This window comes from Roseomonas sp. TS2 (assembly GCF_058833935.1).
The window spans coordinates 13532-32694 of the sequence record NZ_JCACVY010000005.1 but is presented as its reverse complement, the minus strand read 5'-3'; the positions used below and the strand labels follow the sequence as shown (position 1 = coordinate 32694).

Annotated in this window: 18 protein-coding genes; 9 read left to right on the top strand and 9 right to left on the bottom strand. The window is 72.3% G+C overall.

Annotated elements, in window-relative coordinates:
* The first annotated feature begins 4 nt into the window (after positions 1 to 4).
* The 3 genes from recQ to bfr all read left to right on the top strand — a co-directional run bounded on the left by recQ (position 5) and on the right by bfr (position 2667).
* Positions 5 to 1822, top strand: coding sequence for a DNA helicase RecQ (gene recQ, locus ACZJYS_RS02140; protein ID WP_493175466.1), 1818 nt, complete (start codon positions 5 to 7; stop codon positions 1820 to 1822).
* Between the two features lie 19 nt (positions 1823 to 1841).
* Positions 1842 to 2075, top strand: a complete 234-nt coding sequence (locus ACZJYS_RS02135) for a (2Fe-2S)-binding protein (RefSeq protein WP_245906069.1) — start codon at positions 1842 to 1844, stop codon at positions 2073 to 2075.
* 100 nt (positions 2076 to 2175) lie between these two features.
* Positions 2176 to 2667: a bacterioferritin gene (bfr, locus tag ACZJYS_RS02130; protein WP_109515384.1), complete on the top strand. Its 492-nt coding sequence runs from the start codon at positions 2176 to 2178 to the stop codon at positions 2665 to 2667.
* 37 nt (positions 2668 to 2704) lie between these two features.
* On the opposite strand, the gene ACZJYS_RS02125 is transcribed toward bfr, so the two are convergent.
* The 4 genes from ACZJYS_RS02125 to ACZJYS_RS02110 form a co-directional block, all read right to left on the bottom strand.
* Positions 2705 to 3907, bottom strand: coding sequence for an NAD(P)/FAD-dependent oxidoreductase (locus ACZJYS_RS02125; RefSeq protein WP_493175463.1), 1203 nt, complete (start codon positions 3905 to 3907; stop codon positions 2705 to 2707).
* 121 nt (positions 3908 to 4028) lie between these two features.
* On the bottom strand, positions 4029 to 4562 hold the full coding sequence (locus ACZJYS_RS02120; protein WP_493175462.1) for a cysteine dioxygenase family protein: 534 nt from the start codon (positions 4560 to 4562) through the stop codon (positions 4029 to 4031).
* Positions 4563 to 4575: 13 nt separating this feature from the next.
* Positions 4576 to 5259, bottom strand: a complete 684-nt coding sequence (locus ACZJYS_RS02115; protein ID WP_109515381.1) for a GntR family transcriptional regulator — start codon at positions 5257 to 5259, stop codon at positions 4576 to 4578.
* A 148-nt stretch (positions 5260 to 5407) separates the two neighbouring features.
* Entirely contained in the window at positions 5408 to 6436 is a 1029-nt protein-coding gene (locus tag ACZJYS_RS02110; RefSeq protein ID WP_493175528.1) for a polyprenyl synthetase family protein, read from the bottom strand.
* Between the two features lie 127 nt (positions 6437 to 6563).
* Here ACZJYS_RS02110 and ACZJYS_RS02105 point away from each other — a divergent pair, with 127 nt between their 5' ends.
* The 6 genes from ACZJYS_RS02105 (at position 6564) to ACZJYS_RS02080 (ending at position 13823) form a co-directional block, all read left to right on the top strand.
* Entirely contained in the window at positions 6564 to 6776 is a 213-nt protein-coding gene (locus ACZJYS_RS02105) for a putative signal transducing protein (RefSeq protein WP_109515379.1), read from the top strand.
* Entirely contained in the window at positions 6773 to 7525 is a 753-nt protein-coding gene (locus ACZJYS_RS02100) for a tRNA1(Val) (adenine(37)-N6)-methyltransferase (RefSeq protein ID WP_493175461.1), read from the top strand. Before ACZJYS_RS02105 ends, ACZJYS_RS02100 begins: the two co-directional genes overlap by 4 nt.
* Before the next feature lie 73 nt (positions 7526 to 7598).
* Positions 7599 to 9896 (top strand): glycosyltransferase family 4 protein, encoded by a 2298-nt coding sequence (locus ACZJYS_RS02095; RefSeq protein ID WP_493175459.1) that lies wholly within the window; start codon positions 7599 to 7601, stop codon positions 9894 to 9896.
* A gap of 140 nt (positions 9897 to 10036) precedes the next feature.
* The gene (locus ACZJYS_RS02090; RefSeq protein WP_109515376.1) at positions 10037 to 10576 is read left to right on the top strand and encodes a (2Fe-2S)-binding protein; all 540 of its coding nucleotides are present in this window, start codon (positions 10037 to 10039) and stop codon (positions 10574 to 10576) included.
* A complete protein-coding gene (locus ACZJYS_RS02085; RefSeq protein ID WP_493175458.1) occupies positions 10576 to 11580 on the top strand; it encodes an FAD binding domain-containing protein in 1005 nt (334 codons plus the stop codon). The genes ACZJYS_RS02090 and ACZJYS_RS02085 overlap by 1 nt, the downstream gene beginning before the upstream one ends.
* Positions 11577 to 13823, top strand: coding sequence for a xanthine dehydrogenase family protein molybdopterin-binding subunit (locus ACZJYS_RS02080; RefSeq protein WP_493175456.1), 2247 nt, complete (start codon positions 11577 to 11579; stop codon positions 13821 to 13823). The genes ACZJYS_RS02085 and ACZJYS_RS02080 overlap by 4 nt, the downstream gene beginning before the upstream one ends.
* Positions 13824 to 13880: 57 nt before the next feature.
* Here ACZJYS_RS02080 and ACZJYS_RS02075 read toward each other — a convergent pair whose 3' ends face one another.
* The 5 genes from ACZJYS_RS02075 to ACZJYS_RS02055 all read right to left on the bottom strand — a co-directional run bounded on the left by ACZJYS_RS02075 (position 13881) and on the right by ACZJYS_RS02055 (position 19109).
* Positions 13881 to 14891, bottom strand: coding sequence for an ABC transporter ATP-binding protein (locus ACZJYS_RS02075; protein ID WP_493175454.1), 1011 nt, complete (start codon positions 14889 to 14891; stop codon positions 13881 to 13883).
* The gene (locus ACZJYS_RS02070) at positions 14884 to 15897 is read right to left on the bottom strand and encodes an ABC transporter ATP-binding protein (protein ID WP_109515372.1); all 1014 of its coding nucleotides are present in this window, start codon (positions 15895 to 15897) and stop codon (positions 14884 to 14886) included. The genes ACZJYS_RS02075 and ACZJYS_RS02070 overlap by 8 nt, the downstream gene beginning before the upstream one ends.
* Positions 15897 to 16811, bottom strand: a complete 915-nt coding sequence (locus tag ACZJYS_RS02065; RefSeq protein WP_493175451.1) for an ABC transporter permease — start codon at positions 16809 to 16811, stop codon at positions 15897 to 15899. The genes ACZJYS_RS02070 and ACZJYS_RS02065 overlap by 1 nt, the downstream gene beginning before the upstream one ends.
* A 3-nt stretch (positions 16812 to 16814) precedes the next feature.
* Positions 16815 to 17792 (bottom strand): ABC transporter permease, encoded by a 978-nt coding sequence (locus tag ACZJYS_RS02060; protein WP_109515370.1) that lies wholly within the window; start codon positions 17790 to 17792, stop codon positions 16815 to 16817.
* Between the two features lie 240 nt (positions 17793 to 18032).
* Positions 18033 to 19109: an AI-2E family transporter gene (locus ACZJYS_RS02055; protein WP_109515369.1), complete on the bottom strand. Its 1077-nt coding sequence runs from the start codon at positions 19107 to 19109 to the stop codon at positions 18033 to 18035.
* Between the last annotated feature and the right edge of the window lie 54 nt (positions 19110 to 19163).

Genomic DNA, 19163 nt, shown 5'->3' with positions numbered 1-19163 from the left:
CTTCATGCGGGAGACGCAAGAGCCGCTGGAGGTCCTGCACCGGGTCTTCGGCCACACCGGCTTCCGCGGCATGCAGGAGGAGGTGGTCCGCCATGCCGTGGCGGGCGGCTCCGGCCTGGTGCTGATGCCGACCGGCGGCGGCAAGAGCCTGTGCTTCCAGGTGCCGGCGCTGTGCCGGCCGGGGCTTGGCGTCGTCGTCTCGCCGCTGATCGCGCTGATGGAGGACCAGGTGGCGGCGCTGCGGCAGCAGGACATCCCCGCCGCCGCCCTCCACTCCGACCTCGACCCCGACGAGGCGCGCGCGGTACGGCGCGCGCTGAACGACGGCTCGCTGAAGCTGCTCTACGTCTCGCCCGAGCGGCTGGTGAACGAGGAGACGCTGGCGCGGCTCGACGAGATGCGCCTCGCCCTCTTCGCCATCGACGAGGCGCATTGCGTCAGCCAGTGGGGCCATCACTTCCGCCCCGAGTACCGCGGCCTGACCGTGCTGGCCGAGCGCTTCCCCGCCGTGCCGCGCCTGGCGCTGACCGCGACCGCCGACCCGCGCACGGTGCAGGACATCCAGCGGCAGCTGCGGCTGGAGGACAGCCCCCTCTTCCGCGCCAGCTTCGACCGGCCGAACATCTTCATCGCCGCCCAGCCGCGCGAGCAGGAGCGGACGCAGATCCGCCAGTTCATCCGCCGCGCCGGCGACGGCACCGGCGCCGGGCTGATCTATTGCGGCAGCCGCCGCAAGGCCGAGCAGACCGCCGAGTGGCTGCGCGCCGACGGCCACGATTCCCTCGTCTTCCATGCCGGGCTGGAGCCGGGCGAGAAGCGTGAGGCGCACCGCCGCTTCGCCCGCGGCGACGCGGTGGTGATGGCCGCCACGATCGCCTTCGGCATGGGCATCGACCGGCCCGACGTGCGCTGGGTGGCGCACACCGACCTGCCGCGCAGCCCGGAGAGCTGGTACCAGGAGATCGGCCGCGGCGGGCGCGACGGGCTGCCGGCCCAGGCGCTGCTGCTCTACGGCGCGGGCGACATCGCGCTGGCCCGCCACCGCATCGGCGAGAGCAGCGCGGGCGACGACCAGAAGCGCGTGGAGCGGCAGCGGCTGGACGCCATGGTGGCGATTGCCGAGGCGGCCACCTGCCGCCGCCAGCTTCTGCTGCGCTGCTTCGGCGAGGACGCGCCCGAGCCCTGCGGCCAGTGCGACATCTGCCAGAACCCGCCCCGCCTGTTCGACGGCACGGTGGCGGCGCAGAAGCTGCTCTCGGCGGTGCTGCGCACCGGCCGCCGCTTCGGCCTTGGCCACCTGATCGACGTGCTGCAGGGCAAGACCACGGCCAAGGTGGCGCAGTTCGGGCACGACCAGCTGCCCACCTTCGGCGTCGGGCGCGACCTGACGGAGACGGCGTGGAAAGGCATCGCCCGCCAGCTCGTGGCGCAGGGCGCGCTGGACGTGGCGGTGGAGAACCATGGCGAGCTGGTGCCGACCGACGCCGCCCGCCCGATCCTGAAGGGCGAGCAGCCGGTGATGTTCCGCGAGGAGCTGGTGGCGCCGGCGAGCCGCCCCGTGCCCCGCGCCCGCGCCGCAGATGCCGCCGTCGCGGCCGGCGCGGGCGACCCGTGCTTCGCCGCGCTGCGCGACTGGCGCCGCCGCACCGCCCTCGCCCAGGGCGTGCCGGCCTATGTCATCTTCCAGGACCGGACGCTGGCCGAGATCGCCGCCAGCCGGCCGGACAGCCTGACGGCGCTGGGCACCATCCCCGGCGTCGGCGCCACCAAGCTGGAGCGCTACGGGCGGGCCGTTCTCGACACGCTCCGAGATTGCGACTGACTTGCAATTGGAAGTGCGAATGGCTATCAACCGCGTCGTCCCTTCCGACGCGGTGCCCTTCATGTATGTCTGCCTCTGCAACGGCCTGACCGACACCCAGATCCGCAACGCCATCGCCGACGGCGCGCGCCGGCCGAAAGAGGTCTACGCCGCCTGCAACTGCAACGCGCAATGCGGCTGCTGCACCGGCACGATGCTGTCCATCATCCGCGACCAGCCGGCCGGCGCCAGCCAGGTGGCGGTGGGCGACTGAGATCGTCTCTCACTCGCGTTTTCAAGGAAATACAACAACTTGACGGTTTCCGGCCGCGCGGCCACTCTGTCGTCCGGACATTTCGTGACGGAGAGCCGCCATGCTGCGCGACCCCAAGGTAATCGAGCACCTCAACACCCAGCTCACCAATGAGTTGACCGCCGTGAACCAGTACTTCCTGCATGCCCGCATGCTGGAGAACTGGGGCGTCACCAAGCTCGGCCGGCACGAATACGCCGAATCGATCGAGGAGATGAAGCACGCGGACGAGCTGATCAACCGCATCCTCTTCCTCGGCGGCCTGCCCAATGTGCAGCGGCTGAACCAGATCCTGATCGGCGAGAATGTCGAGGAAGTCCTCCGCTGCGACCAGAAGCTGGAGGAGAAGGCCATCGCCGACCTGCGCGAGGCTGTCGCCTACTGCGAGAGCGCGCGCGACTTCGTCTCCCGCGACCTGTTCGTCCGCATCCTCATCGACGAGGAGAAGCATGCAGACTTCGTGGACACGCAGTTCGAGCTGATCCGCCAGATCGGCCTGCCCAAGTACATCGCCCTCAACAGCGACGCGGCGCCGGACCAGCACCCGGCGTGACGCGGCCGGGGCCGGGGCGCTTCCCCGGCCCTGCCCCTCAGTCGCGCCGGTCCTTCCAGCGGAACAGCGCCTGGTTCCAGGCGACGCCGAGCGGCGCGAAAGCGTGGCCGGCGATCCGCCGCAGCGTCTCCACCGGCGCCGCGATCTCGGAGAGCGGCTTTCCCAGGCTGGCCCGCGCCATCTCCCGCCCCAGCGCGGTGGCCAGCGCCACGCCGCGGCCATTGCACCCCGTCCAGGCCAGCACCCCCGGCGCCAGCTCGTAGAGATGCGGCGCCTTGTCGTCCGTCGCGGCGATGTAGCCCCACCAGGCATGGGTGAAGTCGAAATCGCCGATCTGCGGGAACACGCTCCGGAGCCGGGCCCGGATGCGCGCGCGGATGCGCCCGTCCCAGCCGAAGGGCAGGATCAGCCCGCCGCCGGTGATCAGCCGCCCCGAGGCGTCGAAGCGGAAGAAGTGCAGGTCGCCCTGGGTGTCGGAGAGCGCGTGGCCCTCGGGCAGGATGGTCTTGCGGACGTTGTCGGAGAGCGGCGTGGTGGCCATCTGGTAGGAGCGCACCGGCACCAGGCTGCGCTCCAGCCCCGGCCACAGCCCGGGCGGCGTGTAGGCATGGGTGGCGACGATCAGGCGCTGCGCCAGCACGGCGCCGCGCGGCGTCTCCACCCGCCAGCCCGCTTCCGTGCGGGCGATGGCGGTGGCGGGGCTGCCGGTGTGCACCCGCGCCCCCGCGGCGATGGCGGCGGCGGCGAGGCCACGCGCGAAGCCCATCGGGTTGATGCGGCCGCCGGTCGGGTTCTCCCAGCCACCATGCCAGAACTCGCTGCCGGCGAGGCGGGCCGTCTCCTCCCGCCCCAGCAGGCGCACCGGGGCGCCGCGCCGGCCCCATTGCGCCACGCGCCGCTCCGCCACCTTCATGCGCGAGGGGCGGTGCGCCGGCTGGAACCAGCCATTCTGCACCGCCTCGGCGGCGATGCCGTGCCGGCGGATCAGGTCGAAGACGAGGCTGGCGCTGTCGCGGATCAGGGCGACCAGCTGCTCCCCCTTCTCCGCCCCGCCATGCTCCGGCTTCACGCCCGCCACGATGTCGTCCGGGTCCAGCCGCGACAGGTTGGGGATGACCTGCCCGTTGTTGCGGCCCGAGGCGCCGAAGCCGATCTGCGCCGCCTCCAGCAGCACCGTGTCGGCGCCGCCCTCGGCCAGGTGCAGCGCGGCGGCTTCACCGGCCTCTCCGCCGCGCTGCACCTGGCCGAGGGCGGCGGCGGCGGGGCGCTCGATGCCCAGAGGCTGGGGGGCAGGTCGGCGGCGGTCTCGGCCAAGGCGGGGCTTCCTTCCGGCTATCGGTCTGCCGTCCAGACTGCTCCCATCAATCGGCGTAGACCAGATTCACATCCGCCCCGAAGCGCTCATAGGGCACGCCATAGACATGGATGGAGACCGCCTCCTCGCCGCTGAGATTGGCGAGGCGGTGGATCAGCGCGGGGTCGGCGGGGCCGTGGCAGGTGGCGCCGCGCGGGCGCAGCACGCTGCCGGTCTGGCGGGGGGTGCCGCCGGGGCCGGGGGCGTAGTGCCCTTCCGTCAGCGTGCCACGGTACACGCCCAGGGCGCACCAGGTACGGTGGGCGTGCACCGGGCTCATCTGCCCAGGCCGCCAGGCCAGCGCCACCACCGCGTAGCCACCGGCCGGGTCGGCGTGCAGCAGGTGGCGCACATAGCGCTCCGGATTGCAGGGGCAGGCCCCCGGCGCCAGCAGGTCGGGCACCGCCAGGTAGGGCGCGAGGGCGGCGGCGACGCGGCCCGGCCGTTCCGCCTCCGGCGCGCGGGCGGCGGCGGCGATGTCGGCCAGCATGGCGGCCAAGGGAGGGGCCAGCGGCGCGGGATTCGGGGCGATGAAGGACATGGGCGCGCGGCCTTCAGATGACGGTGGCGGAATCGGGGGCGGTGAGCGCCGCCAGCACCATGGCCTGCGAGGCGGCGACCTGCTCGTGCATGATGGCGGCGGCCTCCTCGGCGCGGCCGAGGGCCAGCGCCTCGGTCAGGGCGTGGTGCTCATGCGCCATCTCGCCCGTGCGGTCCCGCCGGCGCAGGCCGAGGGCCAGCATCCGGGTGCTCTCGTCCAGCAGCCGGTCGATCTGCCGCGCCAGCCTGCCATTGCCCGACAGTTCGGCCACGGCGACGTGGAAGGCCTTGTTGGCGTCAAGGAAGGCGTGGGTGCTCTCCTCGTCCTCCGGGCGGTAGCCGCAGGCGCAGACGGCGTCGAGCCGGCGCAGCGCCTCGGCATCCACCCGCCCGGCGGCGCGGCGCGCCGCCTCGGGCTCCAGCAGCAGGCGCAGGCCGAACACCTCGTGGATGTCGCGGATGGTGACGAGGGAGACGATCCAGCCCCGGCGCGGCACCGCCTGCACCAGCCCCTCCTCGGCCAGCCGGGCGAGGGCGGCGCGCACGGGTGCCTTGCCGAGCCCCAGCATCTGCGCGGCGGCGGTCTCGCTCAGCGTCTCGCCGGGGCGCAGCCGGGTGGTCAGGATCTCACGCCGCAGTGCCGTGACGGCCTGCTCGGTGAGCGAGGGCGGCATCTCCACGGGCAGCAGCATCGACATGACAGGTCTCTTTTAGTGTCACTGACATGTCACAACGATAGAAGGCAGGCACCCTGCGCCGCAAGGCATAAAAAAGGGCGCTGCGGTGGCAGCGCCCAGGGGCTTCTCGGGGATGCGTGGAGCCGGAGAGGCTTTCCCCTCCCCCGCCTCAGCGCGCCCGCGCGATGCAGAACTCGACGATATCCATCAGCGCCTGCTTCTCGGCGCAGTCGGGGAAGCCCTGCAGCGCCGCCAGGGCCTGGTCGCCATAGTGGCGGGCGCGGGCGATGGTGTCCTCGAAGGCGCGGTGGCGCTGCATCAGGGCCAGCGCATGGGCAAGGTCGTCCTCGCCCTGCTCCCGCTCCTCCAGCACGCGGCGCCAGAAGGCGCGCTCCGTCTCGTCGCCGCGGGCGAAGGCCAGCAGCACCGGCAGGGTAATCTTGCCCTCGCGGAAATCGTCGCCCACCGTCTTGCCCAGCCGCTCCTGCTCGGCCGAGTAGTCCAGCGCATCGTCGACGAGCTGGAAGGCGATGCCGAGGTTGCGGCCATAGCTGTCCAGCGCCTCCGCCTCGATGCGCGGCCGGTCGGCGACGACGGCGCCGACGCGGGTGGCGGCGGCGAAGAGGGCGGCGGTCTTGCCCTCGATCACGTCCAGGTACTGCGCCTCGGTGGAGGAGGTGTCGTTCTGGATGACGAGCTGCAGCACCTCGCCCTCGGCGATGGTGGCCGCGGCCGAGCAGAGGATGTCCAGCACCTCGAGCGAGCCATCCGCCACCATCAGCTGGAAGGCGCGGGCGAACAGGAAGTCGCCCACCAGCACGCTGGCCTGGTTGCCGAACACGGCGTTGGCGCTGGCCTGGCCGCGGCGCAGGTCGCTCTCGTCCACCACGTCGTCATGCAGCAGGGTGGCGGTGTGGATGAACTCGACGCAGGCGGCGAGGCCCACATGCCGCTCGCCCCGGTAGCCGCAGAGGCGGGCGGCGGCCAGGGTCAGCAGCGGGCGCAGCCGCTTGCCGCCGGCCGCGATCAGATGCGCCGCCAGCTGCGGGATCAGCTGCACCGGGCTCTGCATCTTCTCGAGGATGAGGCGGTTGCAGGCCTCCAGATCCTCCCGCACCAGGCCGATGAGGGCGGTCAGCGCATCCTCGGCATCCGGGCGTGGGGGGGTGCTGGGCATCGTATCGGGCGCGGTGCGCATCGGCGCGGCGGGAAAGCTCACGCGGCCATTGACCTCTGTGCTGGGGCGCGCACCATACCCACCGGGTTCCCGGGCAGCAAGGCGCCGGCCGAGCGGCCCATGGCCCCATGCCGGAGATCCACACCCGATGCGCGTCCTGGTTGAGAGCCCCGATCCGGTCCGTCTCTCCTTCCTGGTGGCGCTATTGGCGGATGCGGGCATCACGGCGGTGCAGCTCGACGCGCATGTCAGCGCCCTGCATGGCGGCATCGGTGCCTTCCCGCGCCGGCTGGCGGTGCTGGAGGAGGATCATCGCCGCGCCCTGGCCGTGCTGCGGCAGGCGGGCGAGGCCCCGGCATGAGCCTCGCGGCGGCGGAGGAACTGGCCGAGGACCGGCTGCTGGATGGCCGCGTGCGCCTGCTGCAGCCGCGCCAGGGGCTGCGCGCCGGGCTGGACGCGGTGCTGCTGGCCGCCGGCATCCCGGCCCGGCCGGGGCAGACGGTGCTCGAGGGCGGCTGCGGCAGCGGCGCGGTGTTCCTGTGCCTGATGGCGCGCGTGCCGGGGCTGCGCGTCTTCGCGGTGGAGCGCGAGCCCGCCCTGGCCGCGCTGGCGCGCCGCAACGCCGCGCTCAACGGCGTGGCCGCGCAGGTGACGGTGCTGGAGGGCGACATCGCCGACCCTGCCCTTCGGCGTGCCCTGCCCCGGCTGGACCATTCCTTCGCCAACCCGCCCTACTGGCCCGGCGGCAGCCCGCCGCCCGAGGCGATGCGCGCCGGCGCCACCCATGCCGGCGCCGGGCCGGACCTCGCCGCCTGGACCCGCGCCCTGGCGGCGCCACTGGAGCGGCGGGGCAGCCTCAGCCTGATCCTGCCGGCGGCGCGCTTCGCCGAGGCCGCGGCCGCGCTGCGCGCCGCCCGCTGCGCCGAGGTGGTGCTGATCCCCTTCTGGCCACGCGCGGGGCAGGCCGCGCGGCGCGTGCTCCTGCGCGGCCACCGGCTGGGACGGGGGCCGGACCAGATCCAGGCCGGGCTGGTGCTGCACGAGGGGGATGGCTGGTCCGCCGCCGCCGAGGCCGTGCTGCGCGGTGGTGGCGCCCTGCCGGAACATTAAGGCCGATGGTATCGTTGAGCCGCCGACACGAGGTTGCCTTCCCCCCGAAGCGTGGATTACGAAACCGGACACAATGACATCAGACGCCGAGCTTAACTCCGACGATGCCGACCAGCTGCTGGCCGCCGCCGACAGCCGGCGCGACCAGGGCGCATGGCTGCAGGCCGCGCAATTCTATGCACGCGTCGTGCTGCTGCGGCCGGAGGCATGGCCCCTGCGGGTGCAGGAAGGCCATTGCCTGAAAGAGGCCGGAAAGGTCGAGGCCGCGCTGGACCGCTACCGGGACGCCGAGCGGCAGGCGCCGGAGGATGCGGACCTGCAGCTGCAGATCGGCCATGCCCACAAGCTGCTGGGCCAGCGCCGGGACGCGGCGCTGGCCTATGCGCGGGCCCTGGCGCTGGACCCCGGCCATGCGGAGGCCCAGCGTGAAGCCCGGGCCAGCGAGGCCTGGCTGGCGCAGCCCCCGCCCGGCGGCGCGGTCTCGCCTCCTGCGGACTTCCTCCCCGCGCCCACAGCCTCCGCCGCGGCGGATGCCACGGAGGCGCCCCCCCCGGCGGCGGCCGCGTCTTCGCCGCCGGGGGCGGCCGTCTCGGTGGCGCTCGATGTCAGCGACGTGCTGGACTACTTCAACGGCGCGCGGACGCCGACGGGCATCCAGCGGGTGCAGATCGGCATCGTCAACCGCGCCATCGCCGAGGCGCCGCCGGAGGGGCTGCAGCTGTCCTTCGCCGCCTTCGACCCGGCGGAGCTGAACTGGCACCCGGTGGACGGCGCGGCCTTCGCCACGCTCTGCGCCCTCTCCGCCTCCGGCTCAGACACGGAGGACCCGGACTGGACCGAGGCGCGCGACACGCTGCGCGAGAAGGTGGCCAAGGCCCCGCCCATCGCCTTCGCGCCCGGGGCGCTGCTGGTCAATCTCGGCAATTCCTTCGGCTTCGCGGAGTATTTCCGCGCCCTGCGCGCCGTGCAGGAGCGCGACGGCGTCCGCTACGTGCCCTTCGTGCATGACTGCGTGCCGCTGATCGTGCCCGAGCACTGCCTGCAGAGCATGGTGCAGGATTACGCGCGCTGGTTCTCCGCCCTGGGGCTGCACGCGCACGGCCTGCTGTGCAACTCCGAGAACACGCTGCGCGACGTGACCGAGCAGATGTCGCGGCTGCAGCCCGGCTTCACCCTGCCCGGCCATGTGGTGCGGCTCGACGCGGACCCGCGCAGCGTCGCCGCGCTGTCGGGCGACATGTCGATGCCGGCGCTGCGCGTGCTGCGGCCGGGCGAGCGCTTCGCCCTGTTCGTCTCCACCATCGAGAGCCGCAAGAACCACCTGCTGGTGTTCAGCGCCTGGCTGCAGCTGCTGCGCCGGCACGGCCCCTCCCGGGTGCCGCGCCTGGTCTGCGTGGGCAAGGCCGGCTGGCACGCCGAGGCGGCGCTGAACCTGCTGCAGAACGCGCCCGAGCTGCAGCGCCATGTCGTGCTGCTCTCGCGCATCTCCGACCTGGAGCTGGACGCGCTCTACGAGCGCTGCTCCTTCACCGTCTACAACAGCCATTACGAGGGCTGGGGCCTGCCCATCACCGAGGCGCTGGCGCATGGCAAGGTGGTGGTCACGCCGCGCCACTCCGCGCTGACCGAGGCGGGCGGCGAGGCGGCACTCTACTTCACGCCGCAGAACATGCCCGAGCTGGAGGCCCTGCTGGAGCGGGTGATGTTCGACGACGCCTTCCGCGCCGAGCGGGAGGCGGTGGTGCTCGACAAGGGCCGGCCACGCAGCTGGAGCGCGGTGAAGGACCAGGTGTTCAGCGCGTTGCAGGCGCTGGCGGCGCTGCCGCCACAGCCGCCGGAAGCCCGTGCCAGCCTTGCCCTTGGCCAGCGCTACCTCAGCCGCCGCCGCGCGCTCACCCGCCCCGATCTGCACTACGCCGTGGCGGACATGGCCCGGCACGGGCCGGGCTGGTACCCGCTGGAGGAGTGGGGCGTGTGGTGCCGTGGCGGCCTCAGCACGCTCAGGCTGGCCCTGCCGCCGGAGGCCGGCGGCGCGGCGCTGCGCCTCTACCTCCAGATGCATTCGCCGCCGGTTCCGCTGACCCTCAACCTGCGCTGCCACAGCCAGGGAAGGCCCGTCGCCCAGTTCGAGGTGACGGTGGAGCCCGGCCAGCACCCGACGCTGATGCTCGACCTACCGCCCGTCGATCATGCGGGCCCGCTGGATGTGGAGCTGGATACCGGCGAGGGCATCGACCTCTCGCGCCTGGGCGCCGCGGATACGCGCCGGGTCGGCGTCGGCCTGTCCGGCTTCATGCTGTGCCGGCTGGACGATCATGCCGCGCGGCTGAACTTCCTCGAGCAGCAGAACTTCGTCGCCACCCTGCCCTAGGCCCGCCGGGCCGGGCGCCGCGCCCCGGTCCTCTCCGCTCTCGTGCCGTGGCTCCGTGGCACGGCCCTGTGAACGCACCTCCTCCGTCTCCGGCGCGTTGATTTCGCGAAATGCGGGATCCCCAACAAGCGGAGACGGAAATGAGCGAAGCCCACCACCCGGCCGCGGCGCCCCCCCGCGCCGTGCCGCCGGCGCCCGACGGCGACTGGCCGATCGCGACCCTGACGTTGCGCGTCAACGGCCAGGCCCACCGCTTGGCCATGGACACGCGCACCACCCTGCTCGATGCGCTGCGCGACCATCTGGGCCTCACCGGCGCCAAGCCCGGCTGCAACCAGGGCGCCTGCGGCGCCTGCACGGTGCTGATCGACGGCAAGCGGATGAATGCCTGCCTGACCCTGGCGGTGGCCACGCAGGGGCAGGAGATCACCACCATCGAGGGCCTGGCCGAGGGCGAGGCGCTGCACCCGATGCAGCAGGCCTTCATCGACCACGATGCGTTCCAGTGCGGCTACTGCACGCCGGGGCAGATCATCTCGGCCGTGGCCTGCATCCGCGAGGGCCACGCCGGCAGCGCGGAGGAGATCCGCGAGTTCATGTCGGGCAATCTCTGCCGCTGCGGCGCCTATCCGAACATCGTCAAGGCGGTGCAGGACGTCGCCGCCAAGGGAGGCGCGTGATGCAGCCCTTCGCCTATCACCGCGCGAGCAGCCTTGAGGATGCCCTGCGGCATGGCGCCATGGAGGGCGCCTCCTACCTCGCCGGCGGCACCACGCTGGTGGACCTGATGCGCATCGGCGTGATGCGCCCGGACCGGCTGATCGACCTGCGGGACGTGGCGGAGCTGCGCGGCTTCGACACCGGCGGCGAGACGCTGCGCTTCGGCGCCCTGGCCAGCATGGCCGAGGTGGCGGACGACATCGTGCTGCGGCAGGACTACCCGGCGCTGGCGGAGAGCCTGCTGCTGGCCGCCTCGGCGCAGCTGCGCAACATGGCGACGGTGGGCGGCAACCTGCTCCAGCGCACCCGCTGCATGTATTTCCGCGACACCCGCTACCAGGCCTGCAACAAGCGCAGCCCCGGCAGCGGCTGCGCGGCGCTCGACGGCGTCAACCGGCAGCACGCGGTGCTGGGCGGCTCCGAGCACTGCATCGCCACCATGCCGAGCGACTGGGCCGTGGCGCTCACCGCCTTCGACGCGGCGGTGGAGATCGCCGGGCCGCAGGGACGCCGCACCATGCCCATCGACAGCTTCCACATCTCCTATGGCGAGCATCCCGAGGCCGAGACGGCGCTGCGCCCCGGCGAGATCCTGACGGCCATCCTGGTCCCCGCGAACCGGGCCGGCCGGACCTCCTGCTACGCCAAGGTGCGGGACCGCGAATCCTTCGCCTTCGCCATCAGCTCAGCCGCCGTGGCGCTGCGGATGGAAGGCGGGCGCGTGGCCGAGGCGCGCATCGCGCTGGGCGGGCTTTCCACCACCCCGTGGCGCGCCACGGCGGCGGAAGCCCTGCTGCGCGGCCGCAGCCTCGACGAATCCAGCATGAAGGAGGCGGCCGCCCGCGCGATGGACGGCGCCGACCCACGCCCCGGCAACGCCTTCAAGGTGGAGCTGGGCCGCCGCACCGTGGAGGACGCGCTGCTGCGCGCCGCCCGCCGCGCCGAGGAAGGAGACGCCGCATGAACGCCATCATCGGAACGCCGCAGCCGCGCCTCGACGGCCCGGCCAAGGTGACGGGCGCGGCGCGCTACGCGCTCGACAACAGCCGCGCCGGCATGCTGCACGCGGCGCTGGTGCTCTCCCCCGTCGCGCTCGGCCGCGTCGCCGCGATCGATGACGCGGCGGTCTCGGCCCTGCCCGGCATCCGCCTGGTGATGACCCACCGGACCATGCCGAAGCTGGAGGAGGACAAGCCGATGCAGGAGGGCGGCCACGCGCACGCCTCCTTCCGGCCGCTGGAGAGCGACGAGATCCGCTACCACGGGCAGCCCGTGGCCGTGGTGCTGGCCGACACGCGCGAGCAGGCCGAATATGCCGCCGGCATCCTGCCGGTGCGCTACGAGGCCCGGGCGGGCGCCGTCGCCCATCTGCCCGAGGGCGCGCCTTCCGAGGAGGAGGTCGGCAGCCTCGATGTCGGCGACGCCGATGCCGAGTGGGAAGCCTCCGCGGTGCGCGTCACGGCCGATTACGAGGAGCCGGCGCAGCACCACAACCCGATCGAGCTCTATGGCTGCCTGGCCGAATGGGACCCGATGGGGGGCCTGACGGTGCATGTGCCGAGCCAGTGGGCGGGCGGCATGCGCGCGGGCATCGCCAAGTCCTTCGGCATGCCGGCGGACAAGGTGCGGGTGGTCTCGCCCTATATCGGCGGCGCCTTCGGCGGCAAGGCGACGGTGCTGGGCACCACCCTGCTCGCCTGTGCCGCGGCGAAGCTGGCCGGGCGGCCGGTGATCCTGCAGGTCTCCCGCCAGCAGGGCTTCCCCACCTCCTCCTTCCGCCCGGCGGCGCGGCAGCACATCCGCCTCGGCGCCACGGCGGAGGGCAAGCTGCGCGCCTTCCACTACATCACCGAGAACCAGACCTGCCGCTTCGACAACGTCTCCTTCCCCGGCGGCGAGATCCTGGCGCGGCTCTACGACATCCCCGGCATGAAGATCCGCGAGGGGCTGGTGCGGACGGATGTGAACGCACCCGGCTTCATGCGCGCCCCGGCCGAGACGCCGGCGGTGTTCGCCTTCGAGAGCGCCATCGACGAGATGGCGGTGGCGCTGGGGATGGACCCGGTGGAGTTCCGCCGCCGCAACGAGCCGGCGAAGGACCCGGTGAAGGGCCTGCCCTGGTCCAGCCGCTCGCTGCTGCGCTGCTACGAGCGCGGCGCCGAGCTGTTCGGCTGGAGCCAGCGGAGCCACGCGCCCCGCAGCATGACGCGGGATGGCGACCTGATCGGCTGGGGCTGCGCCACGGCGGTCTATCCCACCTTCATCAGCACCAGCTCGGCCACGCTGCGGCTGACCTCGGAAGGGCGCGCGGAGGTGCATTGCTCGGCCTCCGACATCGGCACCGGCACCTACACCATCCTGGCGCAGATTGCCGCCGACCGGCTGGGGCTGACGCCGGACAAGGTGACGGTGCGCCTCGGCGACAGCGCCTTCGACCCCGCCAACGTGGCCGGCGGCAGCACCACGGCGCTGGCCAGCGGCAATGCCGTGGGCAAGGTGGCCGAGCAGGCGCGGGCCGCGCTGTTCCAGGCGCTCACCGAGGTGGAGGAAGGCCCCTTCAAGGGCATGGCCCCCGCCAGCCTCTCGCTCAGCGAGGGCACGGTGCGCGCCGGCAACGCGACCCAGAGCCTGGCCGAGGCGGTTTCCAGCCTGCCGCGCGGCAAGGTCGAGGCCACCGACCAGTGGGCGCATCCCGAGATGCCCGCGAAGCAGAGCAAGATGCTCTGGCGTGCCGGCTCGCCGCAGGGCGGGCCGGACATGCAGAGCTTCACGGCCCTGGCCTTCGGCGCGCAGTTCGTGGAGGTGCGGATCAACCCGCGCACCCGCACCATCCGCGTGCCGCGCATGGTGGGCGTCTATGCCGGCGGCAAGATCCTCAACCCGCGCACGGCGCACAGCCAGCTGATGGGCGGCATGGTGTGGGGCCTCTCCAACGCGCTGCTGGAGGCGAGCGAGGTGGACCGCAACCACGCCTCCTTCGTCAACGCCGACATGGCCGAGTACCACATCGCGGTGAATGCCGACATTCCCGCGCTGGATGTGGAGATGCTGGAGGAGCGGGACGACAAGATCGGCCCGATCGGTGCAAAGGGCCTTGGCGAGATCGGCATCACCGGCACCGCCCCTGCCCTGGCGAACGCCATCTTCCACGCCACCGGCATCCGCGTGCGCAAGCTGCCCCTGCGCATCGAGGACATCCTGTCCTGAACTGACAGAAGGAAGATGGGGGTCCGGGGGAATTCCTTCCCCCGGCCTTCCTTCTACCTACTGCCTGTCCCGCCCTTCCTCGACGGCATGGCAGGCAACGAGCGTGGCCCCAACCGGCGTCATCTCCGGCCGTTCCCGCCGACAGCGGTCATTGGCCAGCGGGCAACGCGGGTTGAAGGCGCAGCCGGAGGGCGGGCTGATCGGGCTCGGCACCTCGCCGCCGACGGGGATGCGCTCCCGCCCCGTCATGTCGAGGTCCGGGATGGCCTCCATCAGCGCCCGCGTGTAGGGGTGGCGCGGCGCCTCGAACAGCGTCTCGGAGGGCGCCAGCTCCACCAGCCGGCCGAGATACATCACCCCGATCCGGTCCGAGACCTGCCGCACCACGGCGAGGTTGTGGCTGATGAAGAGGTAGGTCAGCCCCATGCGGCGCTGGAGATCCTTCATCAGGTTGAGGATCTGCGCCTGCACGGAGACGTCGAGCGCGCTGGTCGGCTCGTCGCAGACCAGGAACTCAGGGTTGGAGGAGAGCGCCCGCGCGATGGAGATGCGCTGACGCTGCCCGCCCGAGAATTCATGCGGGAATTTCTGCCCGTCGGCCGGGGAGAGGCCGACCTGGGTGAGCAGCTCGCCCACGCGCTTCTCGCGCGCCGCCCGGTCCGATACCAGGCCGAAGGCGCGCATCGGCTCGGCCACGATGTCCAGCACCCGCCAGCGCGGGTTGAGGCTGGCATAGGGGTCCTGGAAGATCATCTGCATCCGCCGGCGCTGCGCGGCGTCGGCGCGGGCGGAGGAGAGGTCGTTGCCGTCGAACAGCACCGCGCCCCGCGTGGTGCCGTAGAGGCCGACCGCCAGCCGCGCCACGGTGGACTTGCCGCAGCCCGATTCCCCCACCAGCGAAAGGGTGGTGCCACGCGGCACGTCGAAGGAGATGCCGTCCACGGCGCGCAGGGTGCGGCGGCCCTCGCGCGCCAGCAGGCGCTGCAGCAGGGGGCGGGAGACGTCGAAGTAGCGGGCCACGTCCCGCACTTCCAGCATCGGCGGCTGGCCGGCGGCGTTCTCAGACATGGGCAGCCCTCTTCTCGGAGGCGGGGTCGTGCAGCCAGCAGGCGGCGCGGGTGGTGCCGGCGTCCAGCAGGTCCGGCCGCTCCACGCGGCAGCGGTCGAAGACGTGCGGGCAGCGCGGGTTGTAGGCGCAGCCGCGCGGAATGGCGGTCAGCCGCGGCATGGCGCCGTCGATCTGCGCCAGGTGCTCCACCTTGCGGTCCAGCGGCGGGATGGAGGCCATGAGGCCGGCGCTGTAGGGGTGGTTCGGCGCCTTCACCACCTCCCGCACCGGGCCGATCTCGGCGACGCGGCCGGCATACATCACCGCCACGCGGTCGGCGGTCTCGGCGATGACGCCCATGTCGTGCGTCACCAGCATCACCGCCGTGCCGTGGTCGCGCGTCAGTCGCTTGAGCAGCGCGATGATCTGCGCCTGGATCGAAACGTCGAGCGCCGTGGTCGGCTCGTCCGCCACCACCAGGCGCGGCTCGGCGCAGAGGGCGAGCGCGATGACGACGCGCTGCCGCATGCCGCCCGAGAATTCGTGCGGGTAGCTGTCGATGCGCTGCGCGGCGCCGGGAATGCCCACCTCCTCCAGCCAGTGGATGGCGCGCGCCCGGGCCTGGGCCGGCGTCATCGGCAGGTGGGTGAGGATGGTCTCCTGCAGCTGGCGGCCGACCGTGTAGAGCGGGTTCAGCGTGGTCAGCGGGTCCTGGAAGATGGCGCCGATCTGCTTGCCGCGGATGCGCCGCATCTTCTCGCGCGGGAGGTTGTCGATGCGCTGGCCGTCCAGCAGGATCTCGCCGCGGGCGATGCGGCCGGGCGGCTCCAGCAGGCCGATGATGGCAGCGCCCGTCATCGACTTGCCGGCGCCGGATTCGCCCACCACCCCCAGCACCTCGCCAGCGCGGATGGAGAAGGAGACGTCGTCCAGCGCCGTCAGCGTGCCGCGCCGGGTCGGGAACTCGACGCGCAGGTTGCGGACTTCGAGAAGCGGCGCCGCGGCTGCGGCAGGGACAGGATTCATCAGCGCAGCCTCGGGTTCAGGGCGTCGCGCAGCCAGTCGCCCAGGAGATTCACGGAGAGCACCAGCGCCACCAGGGCGATGCCGGGGAACAGGGTGATCCACCACTCGCCGCTGAACAGGAAGTCGTTGCCGATGCGGATGAGCGTGCCGAGGGAGGGCTGCGTCGGCGGCACGCCGACACCCAGGAAGGAGAGCGTGGCCTCCGCCAGGATGGCGAAGCCGAGATTCAGCGTGGCGATGACCAGCACCGGCCCCAGCACGTTGGGCAGCACATGCGTCAGCATGATGCGCAGCTTGGAGAGGCCGATGACGCGGGCAGCCAGCACGTATTCCTTGTTGCGCTCGACCAGGGTGGAGCCGCGCACGGTGCGGGCGAATTGCGGCCAGTTGCTGACGCCGATGGCGAACACCACGACATAGAGCGCGATCGCCTCATGCGCCTCGGGCGGCAGGGCGGCGCGGACGATGCCGTCGATCAGCAGCGCCACCAGGATGGAGGGGAAGGTGAGCTGGATGTCGGCCACGCGCATCAGCACGGCATCCACCGTGCCGCCGAGATAGCCGGCCAGCAGCCCCAGCCCCACCCCCACCACGGTGGAGAACACCACCGCCGAGAGGCCGACGATGAGCGAGACGCGCGCGCCGTACATGATGGCGGAGAGCACGTCCCGCCCCTGGTCGTCCGTGCCGAGGAGGAAGGAAGCGTTGCCCTCCTCCGTCCAGGCCGGCGGGTTGAAGGCGTCCATCAGGTTGAGGCTGGCGAGGTCGAACGGGTTGTGCGGCGCGATCCAGGGCGCGAGCACGGCGCCCAGGATGCAGACGAGCGCCACCACCGCCGAGACCACCGTGACCGGCGAGCGGCTGAAGGAATACCAGAGGTCGGAATCGAGGGCGCGCGACAGGGCGTTCGCCATGGCTCAGTGCCCCCCGCGCCCGGCGCGCAGGCGCGGGTCCACGATGTAGTACAGGATGTCCACCACGAGGTTGATCACCACGAAGATCAGCGCCGTCAGCATCAGGTAGGCGGCCATCACCGGGATGTCGGCCGAGCCCACGCTCTGGATGAAGAGCAGCCCCATGCCGGGCCACTGGAACACCGTCTCCGTCACGATGGCGAAGGCGATGATGGAGCCGAGCTGGAGGCCGGCGATGGTGATGACCGGCACCAGCGTGTTCTTCAGCGCATGGCCGAAATGCACGCTGCGGTCAGGCAGCCCGCGGGCGCGGGCGAACTTGATGTAGTCCGTCCGCAGCACCTCCAGCATCTCGGCCCGCACCAGCCGCATGATCAGCGTCAGCTGGAACAGGCCGAGGGTGATGGCGGGCAGGATCAGCGCCCGCCAGCCATCGGCGGTGAGCAGGCCGGTGCTCCACCAGCCGAGTTGCACCACCTCGCCCCGGCCGTAGCTCGGCAGCCAGCCCAGCAGCACCGAGAACACCAGGATCAGCAGGATGCCGATGAGGAAGGTGGGCAGCGAGACGCCGATGAGGCTGAAGGTCAGGAAGAAGCGCGACAGCCAGGAATTGCGGTAGAGGCCCGTATAGACCCCCATCGGCACCCCCACCAGCATGGCGATGGCGGCGGCCACGAAGGCCAGCTCCAGCGTGGCGGGCGCGCGTTCCGCGATCAGCTCCGCCACGGGGCGGGAGAGGCGGTAGGAGAGGCCGAACTCGCCCTGCGCCGCGTTCACCACGAACTTGAAGAACTGCACGAAGAAGGGCTGGTCGAGGCCCAGGCTGGCCACCAGCGCCTGGCGCTGCGCCTCGGTGAAGTCCTGGCCCAGCATGATCGCCACCGGGTCGCCGACATAGGCGAACATGGCGAAGCTGATCAGCGCCACCACCAGCAGCACCGGAATCGCCTGCAACAGGCGGGAGAGGATGAAGGCGGGCATCGCTCAGCCGGCCCCGCGCATCCGGCGGCCGCCCCATGCGGCCGCGCGAGCAAACCTCGCCGTGGCGGCGTGCGCCACGGCCCTTCCGTTCCACATAACCTTTTCGTCCCCAAACCCGGCCTTCGGGTCCCGTCCCTAGGAGGCCGGCGCATTCCTGGTCAAGCCGCGCAATCAACCACCGCGAGGGACGGAAGGGAAGCGCGAGGGACGGAAGGAAAGCCAGCCCCGGCGCCCGCCGCCTCACCGCAGGGTTTCCGGCTCCTCCTCCGCCCAGTCCCGCAGCAGGGTGAAGCCAACCGCCAGCAGCACCGGCCCGAGGAACAGGCCGAGAAAGCCGAAGGCCAGCACCCCGCCCAGCGCGCCCAGGATGGTGAGCAGCAGCGGCAGGTCGGCGCCGCGGCTGATCAGCCAGGGGCGGATGACGTTGTCCACGCTGCTGATGCCGAAGGCGCCGTAGACCAGCAGGAAGATGCCCCAGCCGGTGGAGCCCTGGCCGAACAGCCAGAGCGCCGCCGGCAGCCAGACCAGCGGCGCGCCGACCGGCAGCACCGACAGGGCGCCCGCCACCACCGCCAGCAGCACCGGCTGCGGCACCCCGGCGATCCAGAGGCCGAGGCCGGTCAGCACCCCCTGCGCCACCGCCGTGCCGAGCAGGCCATAGACCACGCCGATGGTGACATTGGCGGTCAGCTGCACCAGCCGCCGCGCCTGCGGCCCGGCGATGCGGCCCACCAGCGCCTCCAGCCCCGCCGCCATGCGCGGCCCGTCGCGGTAGAAGAAGAAGGAGAGCAGGATGGCCAGCACCAGCTCGGCCAGGCCCGAGAGCACCGCCAGCAGCAGCGCCAGCGCCTGCTGGGCGATGACGCCGGCATAGGGCTGCAGCAGGCTGGTGAGCGGGCTGAAGTCGAATTGCAGCGCGTCCCAACGCTCGGCGAGGGAGGCGCCGATCCAGGGAATGGCGGCCAGCTTGTCGCTCAGCGCCGGAAAGCCGCCGGCCACCAGCCCTTCGACGTTGCGCCGCAGCCCCTCCACATCCTCGGCGCGGATCGGCGCGGCGAAGAGCAGCGGCAGGCCGACCAGCAGCATCTCCAGCGTCACCATCACCAGGGCGGCGAGGCCGGGGGAGAGGCGCAGCCGGTCCCGCAGGGTGCGGTAGGCGGGCCAGGTGCAGAAGGCCAGGATGGCCGCCCACAGCAGCGCCGAGATGAACGGGCGCAATACCAGCAGACAGCCGAGCAGCAGCGCGGAGAGGGCCGCCAGCCCCAGAATCCGGGCCGGCCGCAACGCCCGGTCACCCGGGGAGGAGGAGGAGCTCATGGCAGGGAATGTGCCTGAGCCGCGGCGCCGCCGCCAGCGGCGCGCCGGATGCGC

What these genes read in the sequence shown, in the direction of transcription:
- ACZJYS_RS02070 (WP_109515372.1), bottom strand. Translation starts at nt 15,897, where the DNA reads ATGAATCCTGTCCCTGCCGCAGCCGCGGCGCCGCTTCTCGAAGTCCGC.
- ACZJYS_RS02085 (WP_493175458.1), top strand. Translation starts at nt 10,576, where the DNA reads ATGCAGCCCTTCGCCTATCACCGCGCGAGCAGCCTTGAGGATGCCCTG.
- ACZJYS_RS02105 (WP_109515379.1), top strand. Translation starts at nt 6,564, where the DNA reads ATGCGCGTCCTGGTTGAGAGCCCCGATCCGGTCCGTCTCTCCTTCCTG.
- ACZJYS_RS02075 (WP_493175454.1), bottom strand. Translation starts at nt 14,891, where the DNA reads ATGTCTGAGAACGCCGCCGGCCAGCCGCCGATGCTGGAAGTGCGGGAC.
- bfr (WP_109515384.1), top strand. Translation starts at nt 2,176, where the DNA reads ATGCTGCGCGACCCCAAGGTAATCGAGCACCTCAACACCCAGCTCACC.
- ACZJYS_RS02115 (WP_109515381.1), bottom strand. Translation starts at nt 5,259, where the DNA reads ATGTCGATGCTGCTGCCCGTGGAGATGCCGCCCTCGCTCACCGAGCAG.
- ACZJYS_RS02060 (WP_109515370.1), bottom strand. Translation starts at nt 17,792, where the DNA reads ATGCCCGCCTTCATCCTCTCCCGCCTGTTGCAGGCGATTCCGGTGCTG.
- ACZJYS_RS02120 (WP_493175462.1), bottom strand. Translation starts at nt 4,562, where the DNA reads ATGTCCTTCATCGCCCCGAATCCCGCGCCGCTGGCCCCTCCCTTGGCC.
- recQ (WP_493175466.1), top strand. Translation starts at nt 5, where the DNA reads ATGCGGGAGACGCAAGAGCCGCTGGAGGTCCTGCACCGGGTCTTCGGC.
- ACZJYS_RS02135 (WP_245906069.1), top strand. Translation starts at nt 1,842, where the DNA reads ATGGCTATCAACCGCGTCGTCCCTTCCGACGCGGTGCCCTTCATGTAT.
- ACZJYS_RS02080 (WP_493175456.1), top strand. Translation starts at nt 11,577, where the DNA reads ATGAACGCCATCATCGGAACGCCGCAGCCGCGCCTCGACGGCCCGGCC.
- ACZJYS_RS02110 (WP_493175528.1), bottom strand. Translation starts at nt 6,436, where the DNA reads ATGCGCACCGCGCCCGATACGATGCCCAGCACCCCCCCACGCCCGGAT.
- ACZJYS_RS02090 (WP_109515376.1), top strand. Translation starts at nt 10,037, where the DNA reads ATGAGCGAAGCCCACCACCCGGCCGCGGCGCCCCCCCGCGCCGTGCCG.
- ACZJYS_RS02055 (WP_109515369.1), bottom strand. Translation starts at nt 19,109, where the DNA reads ATGAGCTCCTCCTCCTCCCCGGGTGACCGGGCGTTGCGGCCGGCCCGG.
- ACZJYS_RS02095 (WP_493175459.1), top strand. Translation starts at nt 7,599, where the DNA reads ATGACATCAGACGCCGAGCTTAACTCCGACGATGCCGACCAGCTGCTG.
- ACZJYS_RS02065 (WP_493175451.1), bottom strand. Translation starts at nt 16,811, where the DNA reads ATGGCGAACGCCCTGTCGCGCGCCCTCGATTCCGACCTCTGGTATTCC.
- ACZJYS_RS02100 (WP_493175461.1), top strand. Translation starts at nt 6,773, where the DNA reads ATGAGCCTCGCGGCGGCGGAGGAACTGGCCGAGGACCGGCTGCTGGAT.